Annotated in this window: 22 protein-coding genes; 7 read left to right on the top strand and 15 right to left on the bottom strand. The window is 40.0% G+C overall.

Annotation, left to right across the window (positions count from 1 at the left end):
- The first annotated feature begins 486 nt into the window (after positions 1 to 486).
- Positions 487 to 1461 (top strand): octaprenyl diphosphate synthase, encoded by a 975-nt coding sequence (ispB, locus tag E0709_RS06155; protein WP_132302204.1) that lies wholly within the window; start codon positions 487 to 489, stop codon positions 1459 to 1461.
- 2 nt (positions 1462 to 1463) lie between these two features.
- The gene (locus tag E0709_RS06160; RefSeq protein ID WP_132301858.1) at positions 1464 to 2195 is read left to right on the top strand and encodes an epoxyqueuosine reductase QueH; all 732 of its coding nucleotides are present in this window, start codon (positions 1464 to 1466) and stop codon (positions 2193 to 2195) included.
- A gap of 61 nt (positions 2196 to 2256) precedes the next feature.
- Here the strand turns inward: E0709_RS06160 and E0709_RS06165 are convergent, their stop codons facing one another.
- From E0709_RS06165 to mpl, 3 genes are read right to left on the bottom strand one after another with little or no spacing between them, the layout of a single operon-like run.
- A complete protein-coding gene (locus tag E0709_RS06165) occupies positions 2257 to 2553 on the bottom strand; it encodes a HigA family addiction module antitoxin (protein ID WP_132301860.1) in 297 nt (98 codons plus the stop codon).
- A gap of 11 nt (positions 2554 to 2564) precedes the next feature.
- Positions 2565 to 2738, bottom strand: coding sequence for a type II toxin-antitoxin system RelE/ParE family toxin (locus E0709_RS06170; RefSeq protein WP_424353156.1), 174 nt, complete (start codon positions 2736 to 2738; stop codon positions 2565 to 2567).
- A gap of 23 nt (positions 2739 to 2761) precedes the next feature.
- Positions 2762 to 4126, bottom strand: a complete 1365-nt coding sequence (mpl, locus tag E0709_RS06175) for a UDP-N-acetylmuramate:L-alanyl-gamma-D-glutamyl-meso-diaminopimelate ligase (RefSeq protein ID WP_132301864.1) — start codon at positions 4124 to 4126, stop codon at positions 2762 to 2764.
- 196 nt (positions 4127 to 4322) lie between these two features.
- On the opposite strand from mpl, the gene fbp reads away from it, so the two are divergent.
- From fbp to priC, 5 genes are all read left to right on the top strand, one after another.
- The gene (gene fbp / locus E0709_RS06180; RefSeq protein ID WP_132301866.1) at positions 4323 to 5330 is read left to right on the top strand and encodes a class 1 fructose-bisphosphatase; all 1008 of its coding nucleotides are present in this window, start codon (positions 4323 to 4325) and stop codon (positions 5328 to 5330) included.
- Between the two features lie 82 nt (positions 5331 to 5412).
- A complete protein-coding gene (gloA, locus tag E0709_RS06185) occupies positions 5413 to 5820 on the top strand; it encodes a lactoylglutathione lyase (RefSeq protein ID WP_132301868.1) in 408 nt (135 codons plus the stop codon).
- A gap of 10 nt (positions 5821 to 5830) precedes the next feature.
- On the top strand, positions 5831 to 6490 hold the full coding sequence (rnt, locus tag E0709_RS06190; protein ID WP_132301870.1) for a ribonuclease T: 660 nt from the start codon (positions 5831 to 5833) through the stop codon (positions 6488 to 6490).
- Positions 6491 to 6641: 151 nt separating this feature from the next.
- Entirely contained in the window at positions 6642 to 7997 is a 1356-nt protein-coding gene (locus E0709_RS06195) for a Na+/H+ antiporter family protein (RefSeq protein ID WP_132301872.1), read from the top strand.
- Positions 7998 to 8034: 37 nt separating this feature from the next.
- Positions 8035 to 8619 (top strand): primosomal replication protein PriC, encoded by a 585-nt coding sequence (priC, locus tag E0709_RS06200; protein WP_132301874.1) that lies wholly within the window; start codon positions 8035 to 8037, stop codon positions 8617 to 8619.
- Positions 8620 to 9005: 386 nt separating this feature from the next.
- Here priC and panF read toward each other — a convergent pair whose 3' ends face one another.
- The 12 genes from panF to E0709_RS06260 form a co-directional block, all read right to left on the bottom strand.
- Complete coding sequence (gene panF, locus E0709_RS06205; protein WP_132301876.1) at positions 9006 to 10505, bottom strand: sodium/pantothenate symporter; 1500 nt, start codon at positions 10503 to 10505, stop codon at positions 9006 to 9008.
- A 2-nt stretch (positions 10506 to 10507) separates the two neighbouring features.
- A complete protein-coding gene (locus tag E0709_RS06210; RefSeq protein WP_132301878.1) occupies positions 10508 to 10792 on the bottom strand; it encodes a YhdT family protein in 285 nt (94 codons plus the stop codon).
- 66 nt (positions 10793 to 10858) lie between these two features.
- Positions 10859 to 12205, bottom strand: coding sequence for an acetyl-CoA carboxylase biotin carboxylase subunit (gene accC / locus E0709_RS06215; protein ID WP_132301880.1), 1347 nt, complete (start codon positions 12203 to 12205; stop codon positions 10859 to 10861).
- 63 nt (positions 12206 to 12268) lie between these two features.
- Positions 12269 to 12727 carry an acetyl-CoA carboxylase biotin carboxyl carrier protein gene (accB, locus tag E0709_RS06220; protein ID WP_132302205.1) on the bottom strand — a complete coding sequence of 153 codons (459 nt, stop codon included), beginning with the start codon at positions 12725 to 12727 and terminating at the stop codon, positions 12269 to 12271.
- Between the two features lie 250 nt (positions 12728 to 12977).
- Complete coding sequence (aroQ, locus tag E0709_RS06225) at positions 12978 to 13430, bottom strand: type II 3-dehydroquinate dehydratase (RefSeq protein WP_132301882.1); 453 nt, start codon at positions 13428 to 13430, stop codon at positions 12978 to 12980.
- 80 nt (positions 13431 to 13510) lie between these two features.
- The gene (menC, locus tag E0709_RS06230) at positions 13511 to 14512 is read right to left on the bottom strand and encodes an o-succinylbenzoate synthase (protein WP_132302206.1); all 1002 of its coding nucleotides are present in this window, start codon (positions 14510 to 14512) and stop codon (positions 13511 to 13513) included.
- The gene (locus E0709_RS06235; protein ID WP_132301884.1) at positions 14493 to 14819 is read right to left on the bottom strand and encodes a nucleotidyltransferase domain-containing protein; all 327 of its coding nucleotides are present in this window, start codon (positions 14817 to 14819) and stop codon (positions 14493 to 14495) included. Before E0709_RS06235 ends, menC begins: the two co-directional genes overlap by 20 nt.
- Entirely contained in the window at positions 14801 to 15217 is a 417-nt protein-coding gene (locus tag E0709_RS06240; protein ID WP_132301886.1) for a nucleotidyltransferase substrate binding protein, read from the bottom strand. Before E0709_RS06240 ends, E0709_RS06235 begins: the two co-directional genes overlap by 19 nt.
- Positions 15218 to 15281: 64 nt before the next feature.
- Positions 15282 to 16139 (bottom strand): 1,4-dihydroxy-2-naphthoyl-CoA synthase, encoded by an 858-nt coding sequence (gene menB, locus E0709_RS06245; protein WP_132301888.1) that lies wholly within the window; start codon positions 16137 to 16139, stop codon positions 15282 to 15284.
- A gap of 136 nt (positions 16140 to 16275) precedes the next feature.
- Positions 16276 to 17037: a 2-succinyl-6-hydroxy-2,4-cyclohexadiene-1-carboxylate synthase gene (gene menH / locus E0709_RS06250; protein WP_132301890.1), complete on the bottom strand. Its 762-nt coding sequence runs from the start codon at positions 17035 to 17037 to the stop codon at positions 16276 to 16278.
- Positions 17038 to 17095: 58 nt separating this feature from the next.
- Entirely contained in the window at positions 17096 to 18379 is a 1284-nt protein-coding gene (locus E0709_RS06255) for a TRAP transporter large permease (protein ID WP_132301892.1), read from the bottom strand.
- On the bottom strand, positions 18376 to 19002 hold the full coding sequence (locus tag E0709_RS06260; protein ID WP_132301894.1) for a TRAP transporter small permease: 627 nt from the start codon (positions 19000 to 19002) through the stop codon (positions 18376 to 18378). The genes E0709_RS06255 and E0709_RS06260 overlap by 4 nt, the downstream gene beginning before the upstream one ends.
- Between the last annotated feature and the right edge of the window lie 27 nt (positions 19003 to 19029).

The following is a 19029-nucleotide window of genomic DNA, read 5'->3' on the forward strand; positions in this document are numbered from 1 at the left end:
AAAGGAAATTTTCTCTTGGCGAACACAAAGCACATATTCTCAAAACGAGAAACGTCGCCAAAAAATAAAGAATAGAATCGCTTGCTTGCTTGCTTGCTTGCTTGCTTGCTTGCTTGCTTGCTTGCTTTAGCAGCAGTATGAATTTGTATCATTTTTTATGTCAAGTGATTTTCTCAAACAAAAATAGTGGCATATTTTAACATATTTTGCTGTGAAGTCATTTGTTTTATGGTAAAAAACAGTAAGAATGCCCTATCAATTTCATTGGCTCTGCCTCACTTTCAAGCGACAAAAAAACCGCCCTAAAACTTCGCCGCAACATTTCCACATCTGGCGGGTTAAGGATGGGTGAACGGATATATCTACATCTACGATTTTAATAAAATTTTACCTTTACCACGCTAAAACATGGAGTAAAAGCAAAAAATCAGTTAAAATCAACCGCACTTTAACTTAAAAATAGACAATCCTATGCAGAACGATTTAATGGATCAACAGGCTATCCACCACTTAATTGATGCGGATATGCAAAAAGTCAATGAAGAAATTTTAGCACAACTTAATTCTTCTGATGTACCTTTAATTAACCAACTCGGTATTTATATTATTCAAGGTGGTGGCAAGCGTATCCGTCCGACAATTGCCTTATTAGCGGCTCGTGCGGTCAATTATCAAGGAGAGCTCATGCCTACTTGTGCGACCTTTATTGAATTTATCCATACGGCCAGTTTATTGCATGATGATGTAGTGGATGAATCCGAACTGCGTCGAGGTAAACCCACTGCAAACGCTACTTTTGGCAATGCTGCCAGCGTGTTAGTGGGGGATTTTATTTATACCCGCGCATTTCAATTAATGGCGAAATTAAAATCGCTTAAAATGTTACAAATTATGTCCGATGCGACAAATGTATTAGCCGAAGGTGAAGTACAACAATTAATGAACGTGCATGATCCGGATACTACCGAACAAAATTACCTGAAAGTTATTTATCGCAAAACCGCTCGTTTATTTGAAGTATCTGCTCAATCGGCAGCGGTATTGTCTAATGCTAGTGCAGAAATTGAGTTAGCTTTACAATCCTATGGTCGTTATGTGGGTACCGCATTTCAATTAATCGACGATATTTTAGATTATAGTGCCAATGCAGTGGAATTAGGCAAAAATATTGGTGATGATTTAGCCGAAGGTAAACCGACCTTACCTTTATTACACGCCATGCAACATGGTTCACCGAACCAAAGAGAATTGATTCGCAATGCAATTTTAGAGGGGGGAAAACGAGATATTATTGATGATGTATTGGCTATTATGGCAGAACATCGATCGCTTGATTATGCGATGGCAAGAGCAAAACAAGAGGCACAAAAAGCGGTAGATGCCATTGCTATTTTACCTGAAAATATATATAAACAAGCCTTAATTTCATTAGCTTATTTATCCGTAGATAGAACTTATTAAAGATGACTAAAACTAACACAACATTTGAATTTCAACCCAAACAAAGAAAGCGTAAGGAAAAAAAAGATCCGAACGCCCCTTTTGTTCGCCCTAAATTAGATCTGCCACAAGGACACAAAAAATTGTTACTCCATTCCTGTTGTGCCCCTTGTTCAGGCGAAGTCATGGAAGCCATTTTGGCATCAGGGATTGAATTTACCATTTATTTTTATAACCCCAATATTCATCCATTAAAAGAATATATGATCCGCAAAGAAGAGAATATTCGCTTTGCCGAAAAGCATAACATCCCCTTTATTGATGTGGATGATGACTACGAAAATGACCGCAAAACTTGGTTCAAAAAAGCCGAAGGCATGGAATGGGAACCCGAACGTGGCATCCGTTGCACCATGTGCTTTGATATGCGTTTTGAAAAAGCCGCTCAATATGCACATGAAAATGGTTTTCCTGTGTTCACTAGCTGTTTAGGCATTTCTCGTTGGAAAGATATGAATCAAATCAACAACTGCGGACACCGTGCCGCCAGCCATTATGATGACGTGGTGTATTGGGATTACAACTGGCGAAAAGGCGGCGGCTCCGCTCGCATGATTGAAATTAGTAAGCGTGAACGTTTCTATCAACAAGAATATTGCGGCTGCGTGTATTCCTTACGTGACAGCAATAAATGGCGGTTAGAAACAGGGCGTGAACGGATTGAGATTGGGAAGTTATATTACTCGCCTGATTAAAACGTGTAAAATCTTCAAAAAAGCCCCGCAGTTTTAAACCGCGGGGCTTTTTTGTGCATTTTTAGCTATAAACTGAAGCATTAAACACGGGTGTAACCTGTTGGTACGTCACATTTTTTCCGTGCCTTGCTTGCCATAAATCGTATTTATTTTGTAATTTTAACCATAATTCATCGTGCGTGCTAAAAGCTTTGCTTAAACGCAAGGACATTTCCGCTGAAATCCCTTTCTTGCCCTTTAAAATCTGGCTTAACTCTGAACGTGGTACACCTAAATGCTTCGCCATCTCCGTTACGCTAATATCGCCCATATACTCTTTTAAAATTCTGCCTGGGTGGGGCGGATTGTACATTTCCATTTTTCGACTCCCTAATGATAATCTTGATAATCAACAATTTCGGCATCTTCGCCGTTAAATCTGAAGGTCAAACGCCAATTTCCACTAACAGAAATCGCCCAATATCCTTTTAAATCCCCTTTTAATGGATGCAGTTTCCAACTTGGAATGTCCATATCTAAAGCGGATTTAGCAATAGGTAAAATCGCGGTGCTTTTTTATGCTGTTTTTACTTCGCCAACTTATCCAACAACTTCTGATGAATTCCCCCAAAACTGCCATTTGACATGACTAAAATATGATCTGTTGGTTGGGCTTCTGCTATCACAAAATCTACCAATTTCTCTACATTTGCTGCCCATTTGACAGGCTGTACACAATCGGCAGCAATTTCGGCGACTTCCCATGGAATATTATCAGGTTGCAATAAGAATACGTTATCAGCTCGCACTAACGCAGGTGCAATTTCATTTTTATGATGCCCCATTTTCATGGTATTCGAACGAGGTTCTAATACCGCTAAAATACGTACCCCACCACCGACTTTGTCACGCAGTGCGGTCAATGTTGCTTGAATTTCTGTTGGATGATGGGCAAAGTCATCATAAACCGTCACGCCGTTTACCGTCCCCTTTACTTCTAAACGACGTTTAGCATTCACAAAAGTGGTCAAGGCTTGAGCGGCATTTTGCACTGAAATACCTGCGTGATGAGCGGCAGCAATCGCCATTAAGGCATTGTGCATATTATGTTGCCCCACAATATTCCATTGCACTTCAGCAGCTTTTTCACCTTTATGATAGACCGCAAAATGCGTGCAATCATGGCTAATCCGTTCGGCATACCATTCTTGATCTTTACCTAAACATTGTTGCTCACACCAACAGCCCATTTCTAAGGTTTGTTTAACACTTTGTTCATCTGCCTCTGAAAGTATTAAGCCTGATTGTGGCATGGTACGAATCATGTGATGAAACTGACGTTGAATCGCTTGTATATCATCAAAAATATCCGCATGATCAAAACCGATGTTATTGATAATTAAAGTTTTTGGATTATAATGTACAAATTTAGAACGCTTATCAAAGAAAGCGGTATCATATTCATCGGCTTCAATCACAAAATAAGGACTGTTGGTAAAACGGGCGGAAACGCCGAAATTGCCTGCGATACCGCCGATTAAGAAACTCGGATTTAAACCGTTTTGTTCCAAAATCCAAGTGAGCATGCCTGTGGTGGTGGTTTTGCCATGGGTACCTGATACGGCGAATACCCAACGATTACGCAATAAATGATCATGTAACCATTGTGGACCTGATGTGAACGGAAGTTGATTTTCTAACACATATTCTACACAAGGATTACCACGTTTCATGGCATTTCCAATAATCACTATATCGGGAGCGGGTTGTAATTGTGAGACGTCAAAATGGGGAATAATCTCAATACCACTTTGTTGTAAAAATGTTGACATTGGTGGATAAACGTTAGTATCAGATCCTGTGACATGATAGCCCATTTGTTTAGCAATGATGGCGACTCCCCCCATAAAAGTACCACACACACCTAAAATATGAATATGTTGTTTTGTCATTTTTTGCTCTTAATCTTATTGAAAATAGACAAATAATAGGAAAATTTGTGCGTTAGATCACATATTTGAATATTTGTCATGTTGATAAAAAAGTAATATTGTTATCATAATCCAAGTTTATGACGCCGTCTAGCAAGAAAGTGCGGCGAAAATTTGACGATTTTTTTAATATGACACAAACAAACAGAGATTAACTATGAAAACCCTAGATGCCTTTATTATTGAAAAGCAAGCCGAATATCCCAATGCCAAAGGGGCATTATCTGGTATTCTTTCTTCCATTCGTTTAGTTGCCAAAGTCATTCACCGAGACATTAACCGAGCAGGTTTAACCAATGATATTTTAGGCTATGCTGGCAATCAAAATGTGCAAGGTGAAAGCCAAATGAAGTTAGATATTATTGCCAATGACACGTTCAAACATGCTTTAATGGCACGTGAAGATGTCGCGGGTTTTGCATCCGAAGAAGAAGATGAGTTTATTATTTTTGATACCGAACGTGGGCGTAACGCACGTTATATTATTTTAACCGATCCCCTTGACGGCTCATCAAATATTGATGTGAATGTCTCTGTGGGTACCATTTTCTCCATTTATCGTCGTGTTTCACCACTTGGCTCACCGGTCACTTTAGAAGACTTTATGCAGCCCGGTAATAAACAGGTAGCGTCGGGCTATGTGGTATATGGTTCTTCCACCATGTTGGTTTATACCACTGGCAATGGTGTGAACGGTTTCACCTACGACCCAACTTTAGGTGAATTTTGTCTTTCCCATGAAAACTTCCAAATGCCACATAATGGCAAAATTTATTCCATTAACGAAGGGCAATATCTGAAATTCCCAATGGGTGTGAAAAAATATATTAAATATTGTCAAGAAGAAGATGCGGCAACGCAACGCCCTTATGCCTCTCGTTATATCGGCTCGCTGGTGTCAGATTTCCATCGCAATATGCTCAAGGGGGGGATTTATATCTACCCAAGTGCCACCACCTACCCTAACGGCAAACTTCGCCTACTTTATGAGGGCAATCCAATGGCATTTTTAGCGGAACAAGCTGGAGGATTAGCCAGTGATGGTTATCGCCGTATTTTAGATATTCAACCAACAGAATTACACCAACGTGTGCCATTATTTATCGGTTCAAAAGATATGGTAGAAAAAGCTCAAGAATTTATGACAGAATATAAAGATGCTTGATTCACCATTGATTAAAACCTGATTTTTATTGAAATTTGTGGCATAATTGTCACAAATTTTTATTTTAACAGAAGGAAAGATCATGCGAATTTTACATACCATGTTACGAGTAGGTAACTTAGAACGTTCTATTAAATTTTATCAAGATGTTTTAGGCATGCGTTTATTGCGTACTAGCGAAAATCCAGAATATAAATATTCGCTTGCTTTTTTAGGTTACGCGGATGAAGACGAATCTGCGGTTATTGAATTAACTTACAATTGGGGCGTAACAGAATACGAGCTTGGTACTGCTTACGGACATATTGCTATCGGCGTAGATGATATTTATGCTACTTGTGAAGCGGTGAAACAAGCTGGGGGAAAAGTCACCCGTGAACCCGGTCCAGTGAAAGGTGGCACCACCGTGATTGCTTTTGTCGAAGATCCAGACGGTTATAAAATTGAATTTATCGAAAATAAAAATGCGAAATCCGCATTAGGTAATTAAGTTTTATTTTATGACAGAAGAAAATAAAACCGCGGATGCCAACCTACTCAAAAATCGCTTTCGTGGTTATTACCCAGTGATTATTGATGTGGAAACCGCAGGCTTAAATTACCAAACCGATGCTTTATTAGAATTAGCCGCTATCACACTAAAAATGAACGATCAAGGTTTGCTCGAACAAGATCAAACCTATCATTGTCATATTAAGCCTTTTGACGGTGCATTAATTAACCCCGATTGCATGAAAATCAATGGTATTGATTTAGACAATCCATTGCGTCAAGCTGTCGCTATTGCGGAATTAGATGCTATTACTGGCTTATTCCAAATGGTACGTCGCGGGCAAAAACAAGCAGATTGTCAACGTTCTATTATTGTGGCACATAATGCGGCTTTTGATCAGGGCTTTTTAATGGCAGCAGCAGCACGTACTGGGATAAAACGAAATCCTTTCCATCCGTTTAGTACTATGGATACCGCCAGTTTAAGTGGGTTAATGTTCGGACAAACTGTCTTAGTCAAGGCTTGCCAAGTGGCAAACATTCCCTTTGACAATAAACAAGCACATTCGGCTTTATATGATACCGAACGTACCGCAGCATTGTTTTGCTATATGGTGAATCATCTTAAACAGCTTGGTGGTTTTCCCCATATTGCTGCTACAGAATAAAAAATTATTATTTTTCACCGCACTTTATTGAATATTTATCATTTAATTCATAAAAGTGCGCTTATTTTTATAAAAATTTTCCACTTTCTCTAGACAATTTCATTTTTTTTAGTACATTTAAATACTCATTATTTACCTAAGGACATAATATATGCTAACGAATCCTGTTGTCATCTCCATTATCGTATTGCTCATGTTGAGTTTATTACGTATTAACGTCGTGATTGCTTTAGTTATTTCTGCACTGACTGCGGGATTAACGGGTAGTCTCGGACTTTCCAAAACCATTGAAGTCTTTACCGGAGGCTTAGGCGGTGGTGCTGAAGTAGCCATGAACTACGCTATTTTGGGTGCCTTTGCGGTGGCTATTTCTAAATCTGGTATTACCGATTTACTGGCGTTCAAAGTGATTAAGCGTCTTGGCAAACAGCCAAGTGGCAGCTCTGTAGCGGGGTTTAAATATTTTACCCTTGCCGTTTTACTGGCATTTGCTATTTCATCTCAAAACTTACTCCCTGTACATATTGCTTTTATTCCGATTGTGGTGCCGCCGTTATTAAGCATTTTTAACCGCTTAAAACTCGATCGTCGTGCGGTAGCTTGTGTATTAACCTTTGGCTTAACCGCAACTTATATGTTATTACCCGTGGGTTTTGGTAAAATCTTTATTGAAAGTATTTTGGTTAAAAATATCAATGAAGTCGGTGCATCATTAGGCGTTCATACTAATGTTGCTCAAGTCTCTATGGCAATGGCAATTCCTGTCATTGGCATGATTTTAGGCTTATTATTTGCTATTTTTGTGAGCTATCGCAAACCAAGAGAATATGTGGTGACGATGGCTGAACCGACCACTGCAGACATTGAGCAGCATATTGCCAATATCAAACCCTTTCATGCTTGGGTGAGTGTAGCTGCAATTGTAGTAACTTTTGCCTTACAATTATTTACCAGTTCAACCATTATCGGTGGTTTAGCCGGTTTAATTATCTTTGCAGTGTGTGGTATCTTCCGGTTAAAAGAAAGCAATGATATTTTCCAACAAGGCTTACGTCTGATGGCAATGATCGGCTTTGTGATGATTGCTGCATCGGGGTTCGCTAATGTGATTAACGAAACCGGTGGCGTAACACAGCTAGTAGAAGTTTTTAGCCAAGGTCTTGGACAAGATAATAAAGGACTCACCGCATTCTTAATGTTATTAGTGGGATTATTTATCACCATGGGTATCGGTTCATCATTCTCTACAGTACCGATTATCACGTCCATTTATGTGCCATTATGTATTGCAGTAGGTTTCTCGCCATTAGCCACGGTTTCTATCGTAGGTGTAGCCGCTGCCTTAGGGGATGCTGGTTCACCAGCATCTGATTCAACCTTGGGACCTACCTCTGGTTTAAATGTGGACGGCAAACACGATCATATTTGGGACAGTGTCGTGCCAACGTTCTTGCACTACAATATTCCATTAATTGTATTCGGTTGGATTGCTGCCATGATACTCTAATTAACCCTGCTCCCCCTAAATAGTAGGGGGATTTCCTATGAAAAATATGAAAAATCACACCGCACTTTTAAACCAATTAAATCAATATATTATTGAGTTAGAGCAACACTATGCACATCTGAAACAGAAAACCCTTTATAATAAATTCGACCCGATGTTATTTAGTGAGAATTTTCAAACCGTTGATTTCTATTTGAATGAAATGCAACAATGCTTACAGCAACTTCAGCGACTTGGCGAACAAGATAGGGTGCAATTTGTCTTTTTTAGTGAAAAATTGGTCTCTCAATATACCGCCTTACAAGACGCCATTCGATTACTACAAAAACCTAAAAGCGCGGTGGAAAATAAGCCGATTTTAAATAAACGCGATCAGTTACGCCAGCAAATTGAATTACTGCCACCAAGAGAAAAATTAGTTAAATATTACGAAGCGCTACAAGCACTTAATGACAAACTTTATACGCAAGAAAATCAACTTAATCTTGCCTCATCCGATATGCAAAAAAAAGCAATTGAGCAACAAATCAACATCACTAAACAACGCCGTGAACGCTGTTTGAATGCTATTGAGTTGTTAGAGGAATATTTGGTGTTTAAGGATAGTTTGGAAGATGATTAAGCCCTGCACTTGCGTACAGGGCTAGGCATGATAACGATGCGCCGCATCTTAATATACACAGCTACGGCGTAGCGTAACTATGCTTAACCTAGTACGTGAGTGCTAGGTTTTGACGTACAGGGCTAGGCATGATAACGATGCGCCGCATCTTAATATACACAGCTACGGAGTAGCGTGACTATGCTTAACCTAGTACGTGAGTGCTAGGTTTTGACGTACAAGGCTAGGCATGATAACGATGCGCCGCATCTTGATATACACAGCTACGAAGTAGCGTAACTATGCTTAACCTAGTACGTGAGTGCTAGGTTTTGACGTACAGGGCTAGGCATGGGAACGATGCTCCGCATCTTGATATACACAGCTACGGAGTAGCGTGACTATGCTTAACCTAGTACGTGAGTGCTGGTTTTTGGTTTCTCACCCAACTTATTTCCTACTAAAAATGCCACCAATCCCCATACTAAAGACGGCACGATTTCGTGAAATTGGCTAAATAATTTGATACTCTGTACCCCATATTGCACCAGATCAGGCAAGGTTGTTAACGCCACGCCTTTCATTTGAGTGAGAAAAATATAGCATGTCAAACCCACTACCATTGAGCTAATTGCCCCCAAGGCATTGGCTTTATCCCAGTAAATTCCCAATACAATTACCCACAAAAAGGCGGCTTCTAACCCCCCAAAGGCAAACAGATTTAGCCAAATAATCATATCCGGTGGATTTAACGCAGCTAACACTAACAACACCGTAATAACTAAGGTGATAAGAGAAGAAAACCAACTGATTTTTTTTTGGTTGGTTGCCATTTCAGGTTTAGCAGATAAATACAGATCTTTGACGAAGATCCCCGAGGATTGAATTAATTGTGCATCAATAGTGGACATAATCGCTGACATAGGAGCCGCTAAGAAAATCCCCGCTACAATCGGTGGTAACACTTGCAACATCAAGGTTGGAATCACTTGATCAGGAATAGTTAAATTCGGAATTACCGCACGCCCTAAGGCCCCAGCTAAATGCATTCCAAGCATAATGATGCTAAGAATAATGGTACCAATTAACATGCCTCGGTGTAAGGCTTTGCTGTCTTTAAACGCCATACAACGCACCGCAGTATGTGGCAATCCCACGACACCAAAGCACACCAATACCCAAAAAGATGCCATAAACTGAAAACCCAGCATCTCATTTGGACCATAGGGACTGACTAACTGCGGATCAATTTCATTGAGTTTTTGCACCGCACTTTCTGCCCCACCAGCAGCATAAATCACCCCGCCGAGTAAAATAATCGTGCCTAAAATCATCACGGTGCCTTGAATAGTGTCAGTTAAGACGACAGCTCGAAATCCTCCGATAAAAGTATAGATCCCAACAGTCACCGCAAAAATTAATAACGCTTGTGTATAAGAAATACCTATGGTGGTTGATAATAATCTTGCTCCACCGATAAATTGTGTCATCATAGCAGCAAAGAAAGCAATCAATAAAGCAATACCTGCAATCCAGACTAACCATTTATTTTTATAACGATAAAGTAATAAATCATTAATGGTTAAAGCATGACTTTCACGAGATAATAAGGCGAATTTTTTGCCTAACGCCCCTAAGGCTAACCAAACGGCGGGAACTTGGATCATGGCGAGTAAAACCCAACCTAAACCGTATTTATAAGCGGCGCCTGGTCCTCCGACAAAAGAACTCGCACTGGCATAGGTAGATGCAATGGTCATGGCTAGCACAAACCCCGTCATGGAGCGATTTCCTACATAATATTCAGTAAGAAAATCACCTTTTTGGCGTTTTATATAAGCATATAATGCCGCACCAAACACAAAGACCAAATAAATAATTAAAGGGAAAATAATACCTAAATTCACAGTTAAATTTCCTTATTCAGCGAATCCGATGAAGTGCACTCTTGTTCAGGGGGAATTTCTAGTTCAATATCTTGATAAACAATTTTAATTAACCAATAAGCCACCACAATAAATAATACTGGCAAATAAATACAAGACAATTCGAACCAAAGGGGAAAGCCTAATGGACCGGTACTCATACCTGGCAAATAAGCACACACACACCAGCCGATCATATAAGCAATAGTTAAACCTAACGCCCAACGTGCTTCTCGGGCTGCTTGTTGATAACGTTGTTGTAATGTCATTTTATTTATCTCTACATAGATATAGGGCGGACCGGACATATCGGTCCGCCCTACAAACATCAAAAATTATTCTGAAATACCTAATTTTTTCTCTAAATAATGAATATTCGTACCACCTTTTTGAAAGTTTTCATCTTCCAAAATCAGATGATGTAACGGAATATTGGTTTTAATGCCGTCAATAATCGTTTCAGATAAGGCATTTTGCATACGGCAAATCGCCCCTTCACGAGTATCTGCATATACAATCAATTTTGCAATCATGGAATCGTAATGTGGTGGAACAGTATAACCACCATAAACGTGAGAATCCCAGCGTACTCCCAAACCACCCGGTGAATGCAAATGCACCACTTTACCCGGTGACGGTAGAAACGTTTTTGGATCTTCTGCATTAATACGACACTCAATCGCGTGACCTTTAACTTTAATATCGTCTTGTTTAATTGAAAGTGGTAAACCTGATGCAATGCGTAACTGCTCTTTTACCAAGTCCACCCCGGTAATCATTTCCGTCACAGGATGCTCTACCTGAATACGTGTATTCATTTCAATAAAATAGAACTCCCCATTTTCGTACAAGAACTCAAAAGTACCCGCGCCACGATAACCAATTTCCACACAAGCATTGGCACAACGTGACCCAATATCATGACGAACTTCTTCACTAATTCCCGGAGCTGGCGCTTCTTCCAGCACTTTTTGATGACGACGTTGCATAGAACAATCACGTTCTGCCAAATAAACCGCATGACCATGAGTATCTGCTAACACTTGAATTTCCACGTGACGTGGGTTTTCAAGATATTTTTCCATATACACCATATCATTATTAAAAGCGGCTTTGGCTTCTGCTTTGGTCATGGCGATACTTTCTTCTAGGCTTTCTACGTTGCGAACTACGCGCATACCGCGGCCACCGCCACCACCTGATGCTTTAATAATCACAGGGAAACCGATACGTTTAGCGATTTCTTTATTTTTCGCCATATCAGAACCTAATGGACCGTCAGACCCCGGTACACAAGGCACGCCCGCTTTTTTCATAGCATTAATGGCAGATACTTTGTCCCCCATTAAACGAATCACATCAGCTGTTGGACCGATAAAAGTGAACCCCGAACATTCGACTTGTTCGGCAAAATCGGCATTTTCAGATAAAAAACCATATCCCGGATGAATCGCATCCGCCCCCGTGACTTCCGCAGCTGCAATAATGGCGGGAATATTAAGATAACTTTTAGTTGATGGCGCAGGACCGATACAAATTGTTTCATCCGCTAATAACACATGCTTTAAATCACGGTCTGCGGTGGAATGCACCGCAACGGTTTTAATACCAAGTTCTTTACAAGCACGTAAAATACGTAAGGCAATTTCACCACGGTTGGCAATAACCACTTTTTCTAACATAAGATTATTCCAGTTTAAAATTTGATGGTATAAATAACAGGCGACATCGCCCATTAAGAAATATTATTCAATAATGATTAACGGTTCATCGAACTCAACCGCATCACCATCATTGACTAAAATGGCTTTCACCACACCGGCTTTATCTGCTTCAATACGGTTCATCATTTTCATTGCTTCAACAATACAAAGTGCATCACCCACTTTTACAGTTTGCCCAACTTCCACAAAAGCTTTTGCATCTGGGCTAGGACTACGATAGAACGTACCGACCATTGGTGAACGTAACACATGACCTGAAACGTCTTCCGTTGGAACAGAAACCGCCGCAGGAACAGCTGTAGTCGCAACAGGTGCAGCAACTGGAGCCGTTGCTTGAGCAGGAAGATGATATTGCACCGCACTTGGTGCCGGTGTGCCACGGCTAATACGAACAGATTCTTCCCCTTCGGAAATTTCTAATTCCATAATGCCTGATTCTTCAACTAATTCGATTAATTTTTTGATTTTACGAATATCCATTGCCATAGTGTAGATTTCCTAAAAAATAATATAAAGATGAACCGCACTTTAAGCTACTTTTAGTCAAAATCAAAATGCGGTGAAAAATTCTGCAAGAATTTTCAATCTTGCATCAGTCACAGGGATAACACCCTAAATAATTCCAAGCGGAATTATGCGTAAAAACTTGTACTTTTTTCGAAAACAAGATTACCCGAAAAAGTTACTTTTGGCGACAATTTTATGCAAATTTCATAAAAATTTAACCAGATCACGCTTTATTTGCTAAAAACTGTACAGCAAAATCAAGTCCATATTCATAGCCTTTCGCCCCAAGTCCACAAATCACGCCTTCCGCCACATCACTAAAATAAGAATGATGACGAAACGATTCACGTTTATGAATATTCGATAAATGGACTTCAACAAAAGGAATGTTCACCGCTAACAACGCATCACGCAATGCTACACTGGTATGGGTATAAGCCGCTGGATTAATAATAATAAAATCCACATGTTGAAAACTTTGATGAATTTTATTAATCAATTTTTCTTCGCTATTTGCCTGAAAACATTCTAAATTTACACCGCACTTTTGTGCTAATTGTTGTAAATTCTGTTCAATTGTTGCCAATGAAAACGAACCATAATGTTGTGGTTCTCTTGCCCCAAGCATATTTAAATTTGGACCATTTAACAACAAAATACGTGCAGATTGCAACATAATCTTATCCTTTTCTGTAACGTTACGCATTATAACGATTTTTTCTAAAAACTCAGCTGAATAAAAGGTGGTCTAACCTTTTAGATCGCCACTTTCACAATAAATGTTGAATCCAAATCAATCACGGGCAATGTTGAACCTTGCCATGTTCGCACAATTTGATATGCCATTAAATCCAAGGTATCCAACCCCGGCACAGTGTTTGGTGTATATTGTTGTGCAATGCGAGCCAGTTGGGTTAGACCAAAACTACTTTCAATAGACGAGCTGATCACCGCTTTTAAACCACAAGCATGGGCTTGTTCAATCAGTTTTACACATTTTTCAAGGCTGCCGACTAGCGTGGGTTTAATCACAATGGCGGCGACATGAGGTTCGGCTTGCACCACAAAATCAGGCTCTCTAACAGATTCGTCCCATGCAATGGCAATGCCAAATTCTTCCGCAAATTGACGGCTTTCATCTCTTGTTTTGCATGGTTCTTCCAAAAATTGAATACGACTGCGATATGCAGGCTTGATATATTTGGCAAACATCGCCGCTTTAGTTGGTGTCCAACTGCGATTCGCATCCAAACGCAAATGCAAATCGGGAATGGCTTCCAATAACATATCGGCAATCAAGCCATCACGATTGGCTTCATACATGCCGACTTTGATTTTTGCCACTTTTTCACCGATCATTTGTGAAAGCGGTTCATATAGTTCATCAGGATCGCCATAACAAAGGGGAGCGACTTGATAATTACCTTGGCTACCTAATTCATGTTTCATTTCGGCTAACGCGCAACTTAATCCGAATGCTACGGAAGGATAAAGTTCATCATCCTTTAACGGTAGTTTCTCATCACAAGAACGTGCTTGATCCCATTTTTTCAACCAGTCAATCGTTTGACGCTGTGCCTGTTCTAGAGTTTCTTGACTAAATTCAGGCAGTGGCGCGATTTCTCCCCAGCCTTCATTTTCACCACATTTCACTTGCACCAATAAGCCTTCCCGTTTTTTTAAAAAACGATTGCGGAGAATGAGCTGGCTGTCAACAGGGATGCAGTAGTGGTATAGATTATAACTTCTCATTGTTATTTTCTCTTTGATAAAAAACCTGTCCAAACTGGTCGATTTGAGCGATAAAATCAGGATTGGTTAATAAATGATAGACAGAAATATCAAATAAATAAGGGGAATAGGAATCATCTAAGTCTAACCAAACTTTGCCACGAATATCTTGCGTCACTTTCTCGCCTTTTAGGGTTAAATCAATATCAGATCCTTCACGATAATTTCCCATCGCTCGAGAGCCGTAAATAATCGCCTGTTCTATTTCGGGGTGTTTTCGCAAAATATCCTGAATTTGTTTGATAGATTTATCGCTTAGTCCAAATTTTGGCATAGGGTTTCTACTTTTTGTTTGAACTCAACGAGTAAGGGGAAATATTGAGAAATAATTTTATTGAACTCATCTTCTAAAATATCTTCATTATAGGTATGTACCGTAAGATTTCTAGTTTTAATCATTTCCATCCAAATTTCCCCTTGAGAAATGTAGCCTAAATTAAAAGCTTGACGAGTTGTTGTTCTTGAACCTCCCTCAAAATCCCCCTCATACTGCAAAATATCTTTCATCAATTTCCATGCCAATTCGTGGGTAAATTCAAAACGTTGGATTAAGCCTTCTTTGATGATATTTTCTTGGGTATTTGAGTATTTCTCAACAGCTTCCATTAACTGAGTCAGTGCTTTTTGATAATGTTCAAAACGTTGTTTTAGTCGGGTAATTTGTTCAACCATATTAATCACACTCCGTATTGTTCGGGCGGATAGATCGATCCGCCCCTACGTTTTAATCACCTAATTACGGATTCCGCTTAAACTTACTAAAATCAGGCGCACGTTTTTCGTTAAACGCATTGCGTCCTTCTTGCCCTTCTTCGGTCATATAGAACAACATCGTAGCATTACCTGCCAATTCTTGCAGACCTGCTTGACCGTCACAATCGGCATTTAACGCCGCTTTTAAGCAACGCAAGGCAATCGGGCTGTTACGCAACATTTCACGACACCAACGCACGGTTTCTTTTTCTAAATCGGCATAAGGCACCACAGTATTCACTAAGCCCATATCCAACGCTTCTTGCGCATTGTATTGACGGCATAAGAACCAGATTTCACGAGCTTTTTTCTGTCCCACAAGGCGAGCCATATAACTTGCCCCCCAACCGCCGTCAAAAGATCCCACTTTCGGACCCGTTTGCCCGTAAATCGCATTATCGGCTGAAATAGTAATATCACATAACATATGCAATACATGACCACCACCAATGGCATAACCTGCCACCATGGCAACTACAGGTTTCGGGCAGGTACGAATATCTCGTTGAAAATCTAGTACATTCAAATGATGTACACCATTTTCATCCTTATAACCACCGTAGTCGCCACGTACTTTTTGGTCGCCACCAGAACAGAACGCCTTTTCGCCTTGCCCGGTTAACACAATAACACCGATTTTTTCATCAAAACGCGCATCAGAAAATGCGGTAATCATTTCTTTCACCGTTTGCGGACGGAACGCATTACGCACTTCTGGACGATTAATGGTGATTTTGGCAATGCCGTCTGTGGATTTATGATAAAGAATATCGTTGTAACCTTGGCTATGATCCACCCATTCAACTGGGGCATAAAGCACATTATCTTTTGGATTTTGCATAAAATTTCCTTGTTAATAACAAAATACATTGTAAAGGCGGATCTGTGTATCCGCCCAAAAATCACGCTCCGTTTTTAACGGGCGGATATATAGCTCCGCCCCTACAAAAAATGGAACAATAAATAAATGATCTGCATTATAACGGAACTTTCGCAATCTCAAAAGCAAAACGGCGTAATTGTTCCGCAAAGGCAACGGGATTTTCTAAATGGGCGTTATGTCCAGCATTGGGAATAATACTAAAGTGTAAATTTTTCTGTTTGGCAAGTTGGCAAAATTTTCGATCTCGCTCACCTAGCAAATAATAAATTGGCAGACTTTTTGACCGCACTTTTTCACTAAAATCAGGCTGTTTAGCAAGGCTGGTAGCAAGCAACATTTTGCCAATATTTTCACCGCAGTTTGAGGCACGTTTAGCGATTAAGTTGGCACGTTGCTGTTCTGTTAAATGCGCAAAAACAGACTGCTGATACCAATCTTGTAACACAGTTTCGGGATTTTCTTTCATAAACCGCTTAGCCCAATATTGATCGTTTTGCCAGCGTTGCTGTTTTTCTTGTTCATTCTTTAACCCCAAATTTGCCCCTTCCAAAATCAAGCCTTGTAGATTGCCTTTTTCCCATTGAGCTTGCAACGCATAATACAGCGCAATCCTCCCACCGAGCGAGTAACCCACTAAAATATAAGGCTTATTTTGAATTTTTTGCTGAATTTGTTGCGAAACAAATTGTGCCGTTTGCTCAAAACCCGTCACTTCAACAGGCTTATTTTCACCGTGCAAGGGCAAATCCAAAGCAATACAGTCAATCTGCGGTGCTTTTTCAGCGAATTTTTCAATGACGGCATGCCAATCGGCGTTTGTACCGAGTAAGCCGTGGAGAAAGATGATTGAGGGCATATTTATATCCTTTCCTGCACAAATGTGCAGGAATTATTTTATTTTGAGTATTGATAACCTAATTAATGCCAATTAAATTTGGTAAAGTCAACGAAATTGCAGGAATATAGGTAATCAATAATAGGAAGAACAAGAGTAACATTAACCATGGCATCGCTGCTTTAATCACCTGTGTTAGTGGCATGCCAGTAATGGCAGAAGACACAAAGAGATTTAAACCGATCGGCGGTGTAATTAAACCAATTTCCATATTCACCACCATAATAATCCCTAAGTGAATTGGATCAATGCCTAATTGCGTTGCAATCGGGAATAAAATTGGTGCTAAAATCAGAATCACTGCAGATGGTTCCATAAATGCCCCCGCAACTAATAACACAATATTCACTGCGACAAGGAAAGTCCAAGGTTGCAAATTCATTTCGGTTACTACTTGAGTGATAAATTGCGGAATTTGTTCCGTGGTTAATACATGTGCAAATAGCATAGCATTAGCGATAATAAACATTAACATTACGCTTAATTTGGCAGATTCTAATAAAATTCTTGGACAATCACGCAATTTAACATCTTTATACACGAACACAGCTATCACAAAAGAATACACTGCGGCAACTGCTGCGGCTTCTGTGGGAGTAAACACACCGCTATAAATACCGCCAAGAATGATCACCATCAGCAATAATCCCCAAATGGCTTTACCTGCGGCTTTCAACCATTCTTTGACACTGGCTCTTGGTTGAGCTGGCAATTTTTTAATTCTTGCCACCACATAAATCGCCACCATTAACACCGATCCTAACAAGAATCCAGGTACGACCCCCGCCATAAATAAACGCCCAACGGATGTTTCTGTGGCAGCAGCATAAACCACCATCACCACAGAAGGGGGAATTAAAATCCCTAAGGTACCCGCGTTACAAATAATCCCTGTACCAAAACCGATAGGATAACCAGAGCGTACCATACCTGCAATCGCAATAGAACCCACAGCCGCAACGGTCGCAGGACTTGAGCCGGAAAGCGCAGCAAATAGCATACAAGATAATACCGAAGCAATGGCTAACCCACCACGAATATGCCCCACTGTTGCATTAGCAAAATCAATTAAGCGTCTTGCCACGCCACCAGTCGTCATAAAAGATCCAGCCAATAAGAAAAAAGGAATTGCCAGTAGAGTATAATGTTCAGAGGTTTCAAACAGCTTAATCGTCAGCGAACTGAGTTTATCCTGACTAAATAACATAATGACCACTGCCCCCGATAAACCAAGAGAAATAGCAATCGGTACCCCAATAAACATAAACACAAATAAGAGAATAAATAATACAGCAACGGTCATTCGTTTTCCCCCTGTGCAAGTTTTAACGCATCTTTTGATTCATCTGCCAAACCTAAGGTATATTGTTTGCCACGAATCAAATTAATCAGAATTTCAACAAAACGTAATCCAATTAAGGCAAAGCCAATAGGCATAATCATACCAATATGCCATAATTTAATATTAAATTGATGAAGATCGTCTGCACCAATTTGGCTAATAAACACCGCTTCAATCCATTCATAGCTGGCAATGGTAATCATTGCTGCGTAGACCAAACAACAGCATGCGGCAATAATACTGGTAACTCGTTGCGCGGGTTCGCTCATTTTTTTCACAATGGCATCCACGCCAATATGTCCTCCCATACGTACACCGTAGGATGCCCCAAAAAAAATCAACCAACCAAAGCAGGCTTTTGTCACGGCTAAGCTCCATGTCATTTCTTGGGCTAACATCATGATGAAATCACCAATAGGTTCTGCAATATGAGCAATGCTCGGCAAGGCTTCCGCAAGATCAAAAAAAACATTATAAAGATTATTAAACACGACATAAATAAAAGTAACAGCAGTCATCACCGTTAATAGAATGGCAATTGCACATTCTTCGATCCGATGCCAAAACCAAATCAAATATGACATAACTCACTCCTGACTTAAAAAGAGGCT

This window comes from Lonepinella koalarum (genome assembly GCF_004565475.1).
Classification (GTDB): Bacteria; Pseudomonadota; Gammaproteobacteria; order Enterobacterales; family Pasteurellaceae; genus Lonepinella; species Lonepinella koalarum.